Source organism: Acidovorax sp. GW821-FHT09B03 (genome assembly GCF_059418305.1).
Window position 1 is genome coordinate 32,413 of the sequence record NZ_JBWKPP010000005.1, and the last position, 14,849, is coordinate 47,261.

Genomic DNA, 14,849 nt, shown 5'->3' on the forward strand with positions numbered 1-14,849 from the left:
AGGGCGCGGTACGCTTGCGGTCATGAACATCACCTTTTGCTGTACCGATACCAAAGCCGAGCCCTGGCTCCAGGGCCTGCAGGCGGCCCTGCCCGAAGCGACCATCTCCGTCTGGCAACCAGGGGCTCTCCAGGCCGACTATGCCGTCGTCTGGGCCCCGCCCCAGCAGTTCGTGGACGAACAACCGGCACTCAAGGCGCTGTTCAACATCGGTGCGGGCGTGGATGCCCTGCTCAAGCTGCGCCTGCCGCCCTCCATGCGCGTAGTGCGGCTCGATGATGCGGGCATGGCCGTGCAGATGGCCGAGTACGTGAGCCACGCCGTCATCCGCCACTTCCGCGAGTTCGACGCCTACGAGGCCGACATGCAGGCCGGTCGCTGGGGCTACCGCAAGCCGCGCCTGCGCAGCGAATTCCCGATCGGCGTGATGGGGCTCGGCGTGCTCGGCGAACGGGTGGCGCGGGCGCTCACGCAGTTCGACTTTCCGGTCAACGGCTGGAGCCGTTCGCCCAAGGCCATCGAGGGTGTGCGCGGGTTCAGCGGTACCGACGGGTTCCACGATTTCCTCGCTGCCAGCCGCGTGCTGGTGAACCTGCTGCCGCTGACGCCCGATACCCAGGACATCATGAACCGCGAAACTCTTTCGCGCTTGCAACCGGGCGCCTATGTGGTCAACGTGGCGCGCGGGGCGCACCTGGTGGAGGACGACCTGCTGGCCCTGATCGACAGCGGCCATGTGGCCGGCGCCACGCTGGACGTGTTCCGCAAGGAACCCCTGCCAGCGGGCCATCCGTTCTGGAACCACCCGCGCATCGTGGCCACGCCGCACACCTCGGCGCGCACGCTGCGCGAGGAGAGCATCGCGCAGATCGCCGGCAAGATCGCGGCGCTGCAGCGCGGCGAGGCCGTGGCCGGGGTCGTGGATCCCGGGCGTGGCTACTGACCGGGCACCATCGGAGCACAGGACACAGCGCATGGCATCCAACTCTCCCTTTCGCCATTTCCTCGGCCTGCTGGGCTGGGTCCTGCTCGTTCCCGGGGCCCTGACAGCGCTGGGCGCGGCCTGGCTGCTGGCATCCAGCCTGAACCTGGTGGGCGACATGCGTTCGGCCCAGGGGCGCGTTGTGGCCCTGGTGCCGGGCACCGCAGGCACGATGGGCCGCACGGCCCATGGCAGCCAGAGCATGGTGGAGTTCACCACCCAGGAGGGCCAGACCCTGCGCGTGACCGATCCAGTGCTGCGGCGCCTGCAGGCCCAGCATTCCGTCGGTGAATCCGTCACGGTCCGCTATCCGTCCCGGGACCCCTCGCAGGCCGAGATCAGCAGCTCCCGCTGGATCAAGGGCTTCATTGGCGTCGGCCTGTTGCTGGCCGGCCTGATCGGCATGGCCGTGGGCGGACTGCTGCTGCGCTTTCGGCCCAGGCCGGCCATGGCCTGACCCCATTTCCATCGGAGACTTCCCCATGAGCATTCCCACCCAAGTCAAACTCGTCGACGTCGGCCCGCGCGACGGCCTGCAGAACGAGAAATCCCCCGTGCCCGCCGTGGTCAAGATCGGCCTGGTGCACCGCCTGCAGGACGCGGGCCTCAAGAACATCGAGGTAACGAGCTATGTCTCGCCCAAGTGGGTGCCGCAGATGGCGGACAACCACGAGGTCATGCAAGGCATTGCGCGCCAGGCGGGCATCGTCTACTCGGTGCTCACCCCCAACCTCAAAGGCTACGAGGCCGCGGTGGTCGACCGGCCCGACGAGATCGTGGTCTTCGGCTCGGCCAGCGAGGCCTTCAGCCAGAAGAACATCAACTGCTCCATCGCCGAGAGCATCGAGCGCTTCGCCCCGGTAGTGGAGGCCGCGCGCGCGGCCGGCATCCACGTGCGCGGCGCCATGAGCTGCACGGTGGGCTGCCCCTACGAGGGCGAGATCGCGCCCGAGCGCGTGGCCTACCTGGCCGGCCTGATGAAGGGCATCGGCGTGCAGCACGTGGGCGTTGCCGACACCATCGGCGTGGGCACGCCGCGCAAGGTGCAGCGCGCCATGGAGGCCACGCTGCAGCACTACGGCATCGACGACGTCTCTGGCCATTTCCACGACACCTACGGCCAGGCCCTGGCCAACACCCTGGCCACGCTGGAGATGGGCGTGTGGCAGTACGACACCTCGGTGGCGGGCCTGGGCGGCTGCCCCTATGCCAAGGGCGCCACGGGCAACGTGGCCACCGAGGACGTGGTCTACATGCTGCACGGCATGGGCATCGACACCGGCATCGACCTCGACAAGCTCATCGATGCGGGGGCCTACATCAGCGATTTTCTGGTCCGCAAGCCCAATTCGCGCGCGGCCAATGCGCTGATCACCAAGCGCGCGGGCTGACCCCCTGGGCGAAAGCCCGACAATGGCGACCCAGGGGCGGCGGGGTGCCGCCCCACCATGACCAGTGCAGGAACACCTTGGATATGTGCGGAGCGGAACTGAAGAACTTGCCGGAAGGCGTGCAACGGGTGGCAGCGGCGCTGCAGGCGCAAGGCCATCCGCACATGCCGCAGATGCTCGATGATGCGGCGCGCACCGCGCAGCAGGCGGCCGATGCGCTGGGCATCCTCGTGGGCCAGGTGGCCAAGAGCATCATCTTCCGGCGCAAGAGCGACGACGTGGCGGTGCTCGTGGTGACCTCGGGCGACCGGCGCGTGGACGAGAAGAAGGTCGAGGCCCATGTGGGCAAGGTCGGCCGGGCCGATGCCGAGTTCGTCAAGGCGCGCACCGGCTTTTCCATCGGCGGCGTGTCGCCGCTGGCGCATGCCACGCCGCCGGTCACGCTGATCGACCGCGACCTGCTGCGTTTCGACGTGGTCTGGGCCGCGGCCGGGCACCCGCACAGCGTGTTCCCGCTGCACCCGAGCGACCTCACGCGCCTGACCGGCGCGCCCGTGGTAGATGTGGTGCAGGAGCCCGCTCCACCCTCAGCGCCTGCTGCGGCAGCATGACCCCGGTCGAACTGCTGGCCAGCCACGCCCGCCAGATCGGGGCGGCCGGGCATTTCGTTGCCGGCAGCAGCGCGCCCGTGCCCTCGCCCTGCATTTCGGTGTGCCGCATGTCGCCCGACCGCAGCCACTGCGAGGGCTGCTTTCGCACGCTGGACGAGATCCGCATCTGGGGCGGCGCCGACAGCACCGTGCGCCGTGCGGTCTGGGCGCAGTTGTTGTTGCGCGCGGGCATTGCGCCACTCGCCAAGGAGGCACCACCATGAAACACATCACCTTCTACCTGGACTTCATCTCGCCCTATGCCTGGCTGGCCTTCGAGCGCCTGCCCGAGGTGCTCGAAGGGCAGAGCTACAGCGTGGCCTACCAGCCTGTGCTGCTCGGTGCCCTGCTGGCGCAGCACGCCAACCCGGGGCCCGCCGGCATTGCGCCCAAACGCGACTGGACCTACCGCCACGTGACCTGGCTCGGCCACGCCCACGGCATCGGCCTGCAGATGCCGGCGCGCCACCCCTTCAACCCGCTGCCGCTGCTGCGCCAGGCGCTGGCCTGCAGCGACGATGGCAACATCAACCGCTACGTGGCCGGCACCGTGCTGCGCCATGTCTGGCAGGGCGGGCAGGACGCACTGGACGCGGCGCGCATGGCCGATCTGGCCGCTGCATTGTCCGAGCAGCTGCGGCCCGGCCAGGACATCGCGAGCGAGGGCCCCAAGGCGCTGCTGCGCGCCAACACCGAGGCCGCGCAGGCGGCCGGGGTCTTCGGCGTGCCCGCCTTCGCGGTGGACGGCAGGCTCTTCTGGGGGCTCGACGGCCTGCCCATGCTGCGCGCCTACCTTGACGGCGATGCCTGGTTCGAGGGGCCCGAATGGGGCGCGGTGAGCGCTGTGCCGTCGGGCCTCGTGGCCAAGGGCTGACATCGCCCCACACCCGGTTCGTGCGCAGAAAAGCCTGCTGCCTGCACGCAGTCTTCCTGACAGCGCGCACACTGGCCTGTTGGGGTAAACACCAGCCGGCGCGCGTGCCTTCTCGCATCCTGAAAGCGGCTCCAAGGGTTTCACCCTAAGTTGTCAGAGCGCGGTCAGTTTGGTGAAAGGCCGTGTTGGTTTCGCGTCAGAGCGTGGTCAGTGCAATCTCCAAGAATGTGGGCAGCCGCACCAGAGGGCGGTCTGATACATCACACAGGAGACAAACCATGGCAACCCATCCCGCACCGCGGCCGATGACCGCCGAAGAGAAGAAGGTCATCTTCGCTTCGTCGCTCGGCACCGTTTTCGAGTGGTACGACTTTTATCTGTACGGCTCGCTCGCAGCCATCATTGCCAAGCAGTTTTTCAGCGGTCTGGATGCGGGCGCGGCCTTCATCTTCGCGCTGCTGGCGTTTGCCGCGGGCTTCCTGGTGCGGCCCTTCGGTGCCATCGTGTTCGGCCGCCTGGGCGACATGATCGGGCGCAAGTACACCTTCCTGGTCACCATCCTGATCATGGGCCTGGCGACCTTCATCGTCGGCCTGCTGCCCAGCTACGCCACCATCGGTGTGGCCGCTCCCATCATCCTGATCGCCCTGCGCATGCTGCAAGGCCTCGCGCTGGGCGGTGAGTATGGCGGCGCTGCCACCTACGTGGCCGAGCATGCCCCGCACGGCAAGCGCGGTGCCTACACCTCCTGGATCCAGACCACGGCCACGCTGGGCCTGTTCCTGAGCCTGCTGGTGATCCTGGGCGTGCGCCTGAGCCTGGGCGAGGCCGTGTTCCAGGACTGGGGCTGGCGCATTCCGTTCCTGGTGTCCATCCTGCTGCTGGGCATCTCGGTGTGGATTCGCCTGTCGCTGTCGGAATCGCCGGCCTTCCAGAAGATGAAGGCCGAGGGCAAGACCTCCAAGGCCCCGCTGGCTGAATCCTTCGGCCAGTGGAAGAACCTGAAGATCGTGATCCTGGCACTGGTGGGCCTGACCGCCGGCCAGGCCGTGGTCTGGTACTCGGGCCAGTTCTATGCGCTGTTCTTCCTGACGCAGCAACTGAAGGTGGACAACACCACCGCCAACCTGCTGATCGCCGCCGCCCTGCTGCTGGGCACACCCTTCTTCGTGGTGTTCGGCGCGCTGTCGGACAAGATCGGCCGCAAGCCCATCATCATGGCCGGCTGCCTGCTGGCCGTGGTGACCTACTTCCCCGTGTTCAAGGCGCTGACCGAAGCCGCCAACCCCGACCTGGCCAAGGCCCAGGCCACGGCTGGCGTGGTGGTGACGGCCGACCCTGCCTCGTGCTCCTTCCAGGGCAACCCGGTGGCGCGTGAGATCGACTTCCGCAGCTCCTGCGACATCGCCAAGCGCTACCTAGTGCAGAACTCGGTGAGCTACGACAACGTGGCTGGCCCCGCAGGCTCCAAGGCCGTGGTCAAGATCGGCACCAAGACGGTCGAGGCGCCTACCGGCAACGTGGTGAACCTCAAGTTCGACGAAGCGTCTGCCAAGGCCATTGCCGCCTTCAAGAAGGAAGTGTCCGAAGACCTGAAGGTCGCCGGCTACCCCGCCAAGGCCGACCCCGCCAAGACCAACAAGGTCCTGACCGTGGTGCTGCTGTTCTGGCTGGTGCTGCTGGTGACCATGGTGTACGGCCCCATTGCCGCCATGCTGGTGGAAATGTTCCCGACCCGCATCCGCTACACCTCGATGAGCCTGCCTTACCACATCGGCAATGGCTGGTTCGGCGGCCTGCTGCCCACCACGGCCTTCGCCATCGTGGCCCAGACCGGCAACATGTACAACGGCCTGTGGTATCCGATCATCATCGCCAGCATGACCCTGGTGATCGGCACGCTGTTCATCCGCGAGACCAAGGACGTGGATATCTACGCCAACGACTGAGGTCGCCGGCACCCTGCGACCAGTGCCCGCTCCCCCGGGTGGGCACTGTGTTCCAGAAAAGGGCCTCGCAGCTGCCATGCGGAGCTGCGAGGCCTTTTTGTTGAACAAGCAACCCCCCATCCAAAATTCAGGAGATATGAGCCATGTGGAAGATCGTTGTCGGATTTGTGCTGTTTGCGGCCCTGTCGCTGTTCGTCATCATGAAGGCAGGTGACAAGGTGGACATGGGCGGCGAGCAGCACGGCGGCGACTCGTTGCACGTGCCCGCCGCCCCGGCCTCGGGTGCCAGCGCAGCGCATTAGAAATCACCCCCTGAGTCGCTTCGCGCCTTCCCCCTCTCTCTCGCATTGCTGCGCAACGCGGGGAGGGGACGCTCCCCGCGCGGCGGGGCGGCCCTTGCGCGGGAGCACGGGTCTTGGTCGTGCCAGTTGCGCAGCCCGTTGGCTATGCGATCGTTGGATGATCAGGCACCACGACCGTCCACGTCGACTACCGCTTGAATCGGCCGTCGGTGCCGATGATGGAGAGGTCGGAGAAATCCAGGCCCGAGTGATCGGTGCTGCTGAAGGACAGCGTCAACCCACCCATGTCCCAGTTGCGGATGCCTTCCAGGCCCGCATGCAGCTTGGCGCGGTCGGGCTTGGCGCCGGCGCGCTTGAGGCCTTCCACCAGCACCTTGGCGCTCACGAAGCCCTCGACCATGGCGGGGGTGAGTTCGCTCACGCCGCCGGCCTTGGCGAGGTCCATGGCCTCCTTGATCAGCGGGTAGTTGAGCGAGCGCTCGGAGGGGAAGACCTGCGTCACCACCACGCCGCGCGCGCTGTCGCCCAGGGCCTTCACGAAGCCGCCCGAGGCGTTGTTCGACAGGGTCACGATCTGCCCGGTGACGCCCGCGGCGCGCAGCGCCTTGATGCCGTCCACCACGGCCGCGCCGGTGCCGATGAAGATCACCGCCTGCGGCTGCTTTTGTGCCACGCGCGGAGCGATGGCGGAGTAGTCGGGCTTGGCGCGGTCGAACTTCTCGACGAACAAGGCCTCGATGCTGTTGGCCTTGAAGCCCGCCTGGGCGCCTGCCAGCCCGTCGGCGCCGAAGGTGTCGTCCACGTGCACCACGCCGATCTGCTTGATGCCCAGGGTGTTCAGGTGGGTGATGGCCTTTTCGACCTCGCGCTGGTAGGTGGCGCGCACGTTGAACACGTACTTGAGCACCGGCTTGTGCAGCACCATGGCGCCGGTCGATGGACCCACCAGGGCCACGCCGTGCTGCTCCAGCACCGGCACGATGCCCTGGGTGTGCGGCGTGCCGCGCGTCATGAACAGGCCGATCACACCCTTCTGCTCGATCAGCGTGCGCGTGTTCTCCAGGGTCAGCTTGGGGTCGAACTTGTCGTCGAGCGTGATGACCTCGACCTTCTGCCCGCCGACGCCGCCCCGTGCGTTGATGTGGTCGATGTAGAGCGATGCACCCTTCATGGACTCCTGCACCGTGGCGGCGGCCGAGCCGGTCACGCCCACGGTCTGGCCGATGAGGATCTGCGCCTGGGCCGGACTACTCCACAGGACCAGCAGGACAAGCGCGGCGCAGGCCGTGTTCAGGGGAAGGGCGGCAAGGTGCTTCATACGGACCCTGGTGGTAGGTAGCGCGACAGTGTAGGCCGAAGGTGTGACAAAAGGTAGCCGGGGCTTTACCTGATCCCTGCCAGGTGAGCCCCGGCGCCGCTTCAGCGGCGGAACTTGCCGTCGGTGCCGATGATGGACAGGTCGGCGAAATCCAGGCCCGTGTGGTCGTCGGGGCCATAGCTCAGCTCCAGTCCGCCAAGGTCGAACTTCCGGATGCCCTCCAGCGCCATCTGGACCTTCTCGCGCGTGGGCTTGGGGCCGGCGCGCTTGAGGCCTTCGACCAGCACCTTGGCGGCGGCAAAGCCTTCGAGCATGGCGGGGCTGATCTCGGCCACGCCCTTGGCCTTGGCCAGCGTCTGTGCTTCCTTGACCATGCCATAGGTCACAGCCCGCTCGTTGGGGTACACCTGGGTCACGATCACGCCGCGGGCGTTGGTGCCCAGGCTCTTGATGAAGCCCCCCGACGCGTTGTTGGACAGGGTCACGATCTGGGCAGCCGAGCCGGCGCTGCGGATGGCGTTGCCCGCATCCACCACGGCCGAGCCCGAGGCGATCATCAGCACGGCCTGCGCCTGGGCCTTGGCGACCTTGGCGGCAATCGGGGCGAAGTCCGGCTTGGCACGGTCGAACTTTTCCAGCACGGTGGCCGTCAGCTTGCTGGCGGCCAGGCCCTTCTGGGCGCCGGCGAGGCCGTCGGCGCCAAAGCTGTCGTCGGCATAGACCAGGGCAATGCGGGTGATGCCCATCGAGGCCAGGTGGGTCATGGCCTTTTCTGCCTCGCGCTGGTAGGTGGCGCGCACGTTGAAGATGTTCTTGCGCACGGGCTGGTGCAGCACCATGGCGCCGGTGGAGGGCCCCACCAGCGCCACGCCATGCTTGTCCAGCAGGGGGATCATGGCCTCGGTATGGGGCGTGCCGCGCGTGAGGAACATGGCCAGCACGTTCTTTTCCTCGATCAGCTTGCGGGCATTATCGGCGGCCAGCTTGGGGTCGAACTTGTCGTCCATCGAGACGATCTCGATCTTCTGGCCATTGACGCCGCCCTTGGCGTTGACGGCATCGATGAAGAGCATGGCGCCATCGGCCGTCTCCTTGACCCCTGCTGCCACCGTGCCCGAGTAACCCGCCGTCTGGCCGATCAGGATCTGCGCGTGGCCTGTGCCGCACAGCACGGTGGCCAGGGCTGCGGTCGCCCCCCATTGTTTCCATGTGTTGTTCATGGTTGTCTCCTTGGAATTGAGGGTGACTCTAAGAGATGTTCGCGCCGGGCGAGCGGGCATAACCCGACGCCGTGACAGGACTTGTCAGCAGATGTCAGGCCTGGGGGTATTGCGAGGGGGCCGGACGGGAGCAACAGGGCTGCCTAGAATGTCCCGCCTCACCTCGAAAGACTGCTTCCATGACCCAGGGACTGATCCGTATCCGCGGCGCACGCCAGCACAACCTCAAGAACCTGGATCTGGACATCCGCACCGGGGAGCTCACGGTGGTCACGGGCCCGAGCGGCTCGGGCAAGTCCAGCCTGGTCTTCGACACCCTGTATGCCGAAGGCCAGCGCCGCTATGTGGAGACCTTCAGCGCCTACGCGCGCCAGTTCCTGGACCGCATGGACAAGCCGGCCGTGGACAAGGTCGAAGGGGTGCCGCCGGCCATTGCCATCGACCAGACCAACCCGGTACGCAGCTCGCGCTCCACCGTGGGCACGATGACCGAGCTCAACGACCACCTGAAGCTGCTGTTCGCACGTGCTGGCCAACTGTTCGACCGCGAGACCGCCCAGCCGGTGCGCCACGACAGCCCCGAGACCATTTACGCCGAGCTGCAGCGCCGCTGCGCCGCGGGCGGCGATCCGCGCGTCGTGCTGACCTTCCCCGTCGAGCTGCCCGCCAACACCTCGGCCGAGCAGGTCGAGCAGTGGCTGTCGGCCAGCGGCTTCACCAAGGTGCAGGCCGAGCGCGAGGTGGCCACGCCCACCGGCCCGCGCAAGCTGCTCGACGTGGTGGCCGACCGCTTCCGCCTGGGCCATGCCGAGAAGGCGCGCGTGATCGAGGCCATCGAGGTGGCCTTGAAGCGCGGCACGGGCCGGCTCAACGTCTACCGCCTGGCCGATGCACCCGAGGCCGAGCCCGAGCTGTGGCGCTTTTCCACGGGCCTGCACTGCCCGGACAGCGACCTGCGCTACAGCGACCCGATCCCGTCGATGTTCTCGTTCAATTCCGCCGTGGGCGCCTGCGAGACCTGCCGCGGCTTCGGCCGCGTGATCGGGGTGGACTATGGCCTCGTCATCCCCAACGACAAGCTCACCCTGCGTGCCGGCGCCATCAAGACCATCCAGACCCCGGCCTGGAAAGAGGCGCAGGACGACCTCATGCGCCATGCCGAGAGCGCCGGCATCCCGCGCGACACGCCGTGGAACAAGCTCACCGAGGACCAGAAGAAGTGGGTCATCGGCGGCACGCCGGGCTACAAGGACGGGCAGTGGAGCAAGCAGTGGTACGGAATCAAGCGCTTCTTCGAGTACCTGGAGAGCAAGGCCTACAAGATGCACATCCGCGTGCTGCTGTCCAAGTACCGCAGCTACACGCCGTGCCCCACCTGCGCCGGTGCGCGCCTCAAGACCGAGAGCCTGCAGTGGCGCATCGGCAGCAAGGACGCGGCCGACGCGGTGCTCAAACCCGGCCGGCGCTTCCTGCCCGAGGGCGTGAAATGGAGCCGTGCACAGCTCGGGGCCCTGCCCGGCCTGTGCCTGCACGACCTGATGCTGCTGCCCATCGACCGGCTGCGCCGTTTCTTCGACCGCATCGACTTCGTGGCCGAGGGCGCACAGGGCAACGAGGGTGAGACCCAGGCCCTGAAGCTGCTGTTCGAGGAGATCACCACACGCCTCAAGTACCTGTGCGACGTGGGCATCGGCTACCTCACGCTGGACCGGCAGAGCCGCACCCTGAGCGGCGGCGAGGTGCAGCGCATCAACCTGACCACGGCGCTCGGCACCTCGCTGGTCAATACGCTGTTCGTGCTCGACGAGCCCAGCATCGGCCTGCACCCGCGCGACATGCACCGCATCACAGAGGCCATGCTGCGCCTGCGCGATGCGGGCAATACCCTGGTGGTGGTGGAGCACGACCCGGCCGTGATGCTCGCGGCCGACCGCATGATCGACATGGGCCCCGGCCCCGGCCGTCTGGGCGGGCAGATCGTGTTCGACGGCACCACGGCCGATCTGCGCCATGCGGACACGTTGACCGGCGCCTACCTGAGCGGGCGCAAGCACGTGGGCTTCGGCTTCAAGCGCATGGTGACCGAGGCCACGCCGCGCCTGGTCCTCGAAGGCGCGCGCGAGCACAACCTGAAGGACGTGTCGGTCGAGTTCCCGCTGCAGCGCCTGGTCACCGTGACCGGCGTCAGCGGCTCGGGCAAGTCGAGCCTGATCCAGGACGTGCTGGCCCCCGCGCTGCTGCGCCACTTCGGCAAGGCCACCGATTCGCCGGGCGCGCACGAGCGCATGCTGGGCGCCGACCACCTGTCGGACGTGGTGTTCGTGGACCAGTCGCCCATTGGCAAGACCGCGCGCTCCAACCCCGTGAGCTACGTGGGTGCGTGGGACAGCATCCGCGAACTGTTCGCCGTGGCGCCGCTGGCCAAACAGCGCAGCTACACCGCCGCCAAGTTCAGCTTCAACAGCGGCGACGGGCGCTGCCCGACCTGCGGTGGCTCGGGCTTCGAGCATGTGGAGATGCAGTTCCTGTCCGACGTGTACCTGCGCTGCCCTGACTGCGACGGCAAGCGCTACCGCCCCGAGATCCTGGAGATCACCATCGAGCGCGGTGGCCGTGCGCTCAACGTGGCCGACGTGCTGGCCCTCACGGTGGCCGAGGCCGCCGACCTGTTCGCCAGCGACCGCGACGTGATCCGTGCGCTGCAGCCCATCGTGGACGTGGGGCTCGAGTACGTGGCCCTGGGCCAGCCCGTGCCCACGCTCTCGGGCGGCGAGGCCCAGCGCCTCAAGCTCGCGGGCTTCCTGGCCGAGGCGGCGCGCACAGCGGCCAAATCGCGCCAGGCCGTGGCACGCAAGGGCACGCTGTTCCTGTTCGACGAACCGACCACGGGCCTGCACTTCGACGACATCGCCAAGCTCATGCGCGCACTGCGCAAGCTCATCGACGCCGGGCACTCGCTGATCGTGATCGAGCACAACCTGGACGTGATCCGCGCCAGCGACTGGCTCATCGACCTGGGCCCCGAAGGCGGCGACGGCGGTGGCCTGCTGGTGGCCGAGGGTACGCCCGAGGACGTGCGCCAGCACGCCACCTCGCACACTGGCCAGGCGCTACGCGACTACGAGCTGGCGCTGGGCGCCGGCGGCCATTCGGTGCACGAGAAGGCGGCGGTGCTGCGCCGCCAGCAGCGGCTGGCGCATGCCGGCCAGGCCGACACCTCCAAGAACGCCATCGAGATCATCAACGCCAAGGAGCACAACCTCAAGAACCTGAGCGTCGACATCCCGCGCGGCCGCTTCAACGTGGTGACGGGGGTCAGCGGATCGGGCAAGTCCACGCTGGCCTTCGACATCCTGTTCAACGAAGGGCAGCGCCGCTACCTCGAATCGCTCAACGCCTATGCGCGCAGCATCGTGCAGCCCGCGGGCCGGCCCGAGGTGGACGCGGTCTACGGCATCCCGCCGACCGTGGCCATCGAGCAGCGCCTGTCGCGCGGCGGGCGCAAGTCCACCGTGGGCACCACCACCGAGATCTGGCACTTTTTGCGCCTGCTGTACGTCAAGCTCGGCACGCAGCACTGCGTGAAGGATGGTGCCGCCGTTCAGCCGCAGACGCCCGAGAGCATTGCCGCGCAATTGCTGCGCAACTTCCGCGGCCAGCACATCGGCCTGCTCGCGCCGCTGGTGATGAACCGCAAGGGCGTGTACACCGAACTGGCCGACTGGGCGCGTCCACGTGGCTTCACCCACCTGCGGGTGGATGGCAACTTTTTGCCCACCACGGGGTTCCCGCGCATCGACCGCTTCAAGGAGCACACCATCGAGCTGCCCGTGGCCAGCATCGACGTGTCGGCCGAGGGTGAGGCGCTGCTGCGCGAATCGCTGGCCCAGGCGCTGACGCATGGCAAGGGCGTGGTGCACGTGCTCAGCAGCCTCGAAGGCCTGCGCGAAGCCATGCTTGCCGGTACGCCCACGGCGGCCATCGGCACGCTGCAGGCGTTCTCGACCAAGCGCGCCTGCCCGGTGTGCGCGACCTCGTACGCCGAACTCGACCCACGCCTGTTCAGCTACAACAGCAAGCACGGCTGGTGCCCCGATTGCGTGGGCACGGGCGTCAAGCTCACCAAGGACCAGCGCAAGGTCTTCGACGATTCGGTGCAGGACGACAACGAGAAGGGCCGCGAGCAGACCTTTGCCGAGCCCGAGGTCGAGGACCTGGCCGACACGGCGTGCCCCGGCTGCCAGGGAACGCGCCTGAACGCCACCGCGCGCGCCGTGCGCTTTGCGGGCATCGGTATCACCGACATCGCGGCCTTGTCCGTCACCGACGTGCGCCGCTGGGTCGAGACGCTGCAGATCGAAGGCGGCATGACCCGGCGCGAGGCCGACATTGCGCGCGACCTGGTGCCCGAGATCAACAGCCGCCTCGAATTCCTCGAAGAGGTGGGCCTGGGCTACCTCACGCTGGACCGCGGCGCGCCTACGCTCTCGGGCGGCGAGGCACAGCGCATCCGCCTGGCGGCACAGCTGGGCAGCAACCTGCAGGGCGTGTGCTACGTGCTCGACGAGCCCACCATCGGCCTGCATGCGCGCGACAACCAGATCCTGCTCAACGCCCTGCACAAGCTGGGCGACAAGGGCAATACGCTGGTGGTGGTGGAGCACGACGAGGACACCATCCGCCGTGCCGACCACATCATCGACATCGGCCCCAGCGCCGGCAAGCGCGGCGGGCGCCTGGTGGCGCAGGGCAGCGTGGCCGACATCACGGCGGCCGGCGATTCGCAGACCGGCCGTTACCTGCTGCACGCCATGAAGCACCCGCTGCAGCTGCGCCGCAGCATGCAGCCGAGCGAGCTGAGCGCCGCCGACGCGGCCTTGGGCGAACCCGTGGAAGCGCCCAAGGGGCGGCAGAGCGCAGCGGTCAAGAAGCGCGCAGCCCAGGCTGCGGCGCTCACTGCGCAGGCCCTGGACGATGCCAAGGCGCGCGCCGCCATCCGCTGGCTCACCGTGCATGGCGCGCACCTGCACAACCTGCAGAACGTGACGGCCACCGTGCCACTGCACCGCCTGGTGGCGGTCACGGGCGTGAGCGGCTCGGGCAAGTCCACGCTGGCGCGCGACGTGCTGCTCAGCAACGTGCAGGCCTGGGTGCAGCAGCGCTCCACCAAGGCCGGGCGCGACGCCATGGACGCGGGCAAGGCACCAGCCCTGGTGGGCTGCACGGGCCTGGCAGGCTTCGAGTCGGTGGACCGGGTGCTGGAAGTGGACCAGACGCCCATCGGCAAGACGCCGCGTTCCTGCCCTGCGACCTACATCGGCTTCTGGGACACCATCCGCAAGCTGTTTGCCGAGACGCTGGAAGCCAAGGCGCGCGGCTATGCGGCCGGGCGCTTCAGCTTCAACACCGGCGAGGGCCGTTGCCCGACCTGCGAAGGGCAGGGCATCCGCACCATCGCCATGAGCTTCCTGCCCGACGTGAAGGTGCCTTGCGAGGCCTGCCACGGCGCGCGCTTCAACCCCGAGACGCTGGCCGTGACCTGGCGTGGCAAGAGCATCGGCGAAGTGCTGCAGATGGAGGTGGACGAGGCCGTGGACTTCTTTGCCTCCATGCCTTCCATCGCGCATCCGCTCCAGTTGCTCAAGGATGTGGGCCTGGGCTACCTCACGCTGGGCCAACCCTCGCCCACGCTCTCGGGCGGTGAGGCTCAGCGCATCAAGCTCGTGACCGAGCTCACCAAGGTGCGCGACGAAGTGGGCCGGCGTGGCCAGAAGGCACCGCACACGCTCTACGTGCTCGACGAGCCCACCGTCGGCCTGCACATGGCCGACGTGGACAAGCTCATCCGCGTGCTGCACCGCCTGGTCGACGGCGGGCACAGCGTGGTGGTGATCGAGCACGACCTGGATGTGATCGCCGAGGCCGACTGGATCATCGACCTGGGGCCCGAAGGGGGCAAGGAAGGGGGGCGCATCGTGGCCGCCGCGCCACCGGAAGCGGTGGTGAAACTGGGTACGCACACGGGGAAGGCGCTGGCGCCGGTGCTGGCGCGCTGAGGCGCAAGGGGATAGCGAAAACCGCTCTGTACGGCAGACAGGGCAGGGACAGGGGACCGGGGGCCCAACCCACGCAGGGGTTGGGCGAAGTCCTACGGTAGGCGCGG

Annotated in this window: 11 protein-coding genes; 9 read left to right on the forward strand and 2 right to left on the reverse strand. The window is 67.9% G+C overall.

Annotated elements, in window-relative coordinates:
• Nucleotides 1-22: 22 nt before the first annotated feature.
• From AC07PA_RS11115 to AC07PA_RS11150, 8 genes are all read left to right on the forward strand, one after another.
• Nucleotides 23-943: a 2-hydroxyacid dehydrogenase gene (locus tag AC07PA_RS11115; RefSeq protein WP_494605345.1), complete on the forward strand. Its 921-nt coding sequence runs from the start codon at nt 23-25 to the stop codon at nt 941-943.
• 31 nt (nt 944-974) lie between these two features.
• Entirely contained in the window at nt 975-1,439 is a 465-nt protein-coding gene (locus AC07PA_RS11120; RefSeq protein ID WP_007858378.1) for a DUF3592 domain-containing protein, read from the forward strand.
• A gap of 25 nt (nt 1,440-1,464) precedes the next feature.
• Nucleotides 1,465-2,373 (forward strand): hydroxymethylglutaryl-CoA lyase, encoded by a 909-nt coding sequence (locus AC07PA_RS11125; RefSeq protein ID WP_494605347.1) that lies wholly within the window; start codon nt 1,465-1,467, stop codon nt 2,371-2,373.
• A gap of 83 nt (nt 2,374-2,456) precedes the next feature.
• Entirely contained in the window at nt 2,457-2,984 is a 528-nt protein-coding gene (locus AC07PA_RS11130) for a YbaK/EbsC family protein (RefSeq protein WP_007858376.1), read from the forward strand.
• Nucleotides 2,981-3,247 (forward strand): DUF1289 domain-containing protein, encoded by a 267-nt coding sequence (locus AC07PA_RS11135; RefSeq protein ID WP_007858375.1) that lies wholly within the window; start codon nt 2,981-2,983, stop codon nt 3,245-3,247. Before AC07PA_RS11130 ends, AC07PA_RS11135 begins: the two co-directional genes overlap by 4 nt.
• Complete coding sequence (locus AC07PA_RS11140) at nt 3,244-3,897, forward strand: 2-hydroxychromene-2-carboxylate isomerase (protein ID WP_494605350.1); 654 nt, start codon at nt 3,244-3,246, stop codon at nt 3,895-3,897. The genes AC07PA_RS11135 and AC07PA_RS11140 overlap by 4 nt, the downstream gene beginning before the upstream one ends.
• Before the next feature lie 278 nt (nt 3,898-4,175).
• Nucleotides 4,176-5,846: an MFS transporter gene (locus AC07PA_RS11145; RefSeq protein WP_145695933.1), complete on the forward strand. Its 1,671-nt coding sequence runs from the start codon at nt 4,176-4,178 to the stop codon at nt 5,844-5,846.
• A gap of 143 nt (nt 5,847-5,989) precedes the next feature.
• A complete protein-coding gene (locus AC07PA_RS11150) occupies nt 5,990-6,148 on the forward strand; it encodes a hypothetical protein (RefSeq protein ID WP_007858372.1) in 159 nt (52 codons plus the stop codon).
• A 187-nt stretch (nt 6,149-6,335) separates the two neighbouring features.
• On the opposite strand, the gene AC07PA_RS11155 is transcribed toward AC07PA_RS11150, so the two are convergent.
• Together AC07PA_RS11155 and AC07PA_RS11160 are read right to left on the reverse strand one after the other, a co-directional pair.
• Nucleotides 6,336-7,466: an ABC transporter substrate-binding protein gene (locus AC07PA_RS11155; protein WP_494605353.1), complete on the reverse strand. Its 1,131-nt coding sequence runs from the start codon at nt 7,464-7,466 to the stop codon at nt 6,336-6,338.
• Nucleotides 7,467-7,567: 101 nt separating this feature from the next.
• Nucleotides 7,568-8,686 (reverse strand): ABC transporter substrate-binding protein, encoded by a 1,119-nt coding sequence (locus AC07PA_RS11160; protein ID WP_007859372.1) that lies wholly within the window; start codon nt 8,684-8,686, stop codon nt 7,568-7,570.
• 179 nt (nt 8,687-8,865) lie between these two features.
• On the opposite strand from AC07PA_RS11160, the gene uvrA reads away from it, so the two are divergent.
• Nucleotides 8,866-14,742 (forward strand): excinuclease ABC subunit UvrA, encoded by a 5,877-nt coding sequence (gene uvrA / locus AC07PA_RS11165; RefSeq protein WP_494605355.1) that lies wholly within the window; start codon nt 8,866-8,868, stop codon nt 14,740-14,742.
• The last annotated feature ends 107 nt before the right edge of the window (nt 14,743-14,849 follow it).

Excerpts from the sequence above, each read along its gene's own strand:
- AC07PA_RS11125 (WP_494605347.1), top strand. The coding sequence starts at position 1,465 with ATGAGCATTCCCACCCAAGTCAAACTCGTCGACGTCGGCCCGCGCGAC.
- AC07PA_RS11145 (WP_145695933.1), top strand. The coding sequence starts at position 4,176 with ATGGCAACCCATCCCGCACCGCGGCCGATGACCGCCGAAGAGAAGAAG.
- uvrA (WP_494605355.1), top strand. The coding sequence starts at position 8,866 with ATGACCCAGGGACTGATCCGTATCCGCGGCGCACGCCAGCACAACCTC.
- AC07PA_RS11155 (WP_494605353.1), bottom strand. The coding sequence starts at position 7,466 with ATGAAGCACCTTGCCGCCCTTCCCCTGAACACGGCCTGCGCCGCGCTT.
- AC07PA_RS11150 (WP_007858372.1), top strand. The coding sequence starts at position 5,990 with ATGTGGAAGATCGTTGTCGGATTTGTGCTGTTTGCGGCCCTGTCGCTG.
- AC07PA_RS11135 (WP_007858375.1), top strand. The coding sequence starts at position 2,981 with ATGACCCCGGTCGAACTGCTGGCCAGCCACGCCCGCCAGATCGGGGCG.
- AC07PA_RS11130 (WP_007858376.1), top strand. The coding sequence starts at position 2,457 with ATGTGCGGAGCGGAACTGAAGAACTTGCCGGAAGGCGTGCAACGGGTG.
- AC07PA_RS11120 (WP_007858378.1), top strand. The coding sequence starts at position 975 with ATGGCATCCAACTCTCCCTTTCGCCATTTCCTCGGCCTGCTGGGCTGG.
- AC07PA_RS11115 (WP_494605345.1), top strand. The coding sequence starts at position 23 with ATGAACATCACCTTTTGCTGTACCGATACCAAAGCCGAGCCCTGGCTC.
- AC07PA_RS11160 (WP_007859372.1), bottom strand. The coding sequence starts at position 8,686 with ATGAACAACACATGGAAACAATGGGGGGCGACCGCAGCCCTGGCCACC.
- AC07PA_RS11140 (WP_494605350.1), top strand. The coding sequence starts at position 3,244 with ATGAAACACATCACCTTCTACCTGGACTTCATCTCGCCCTATGCCTGG.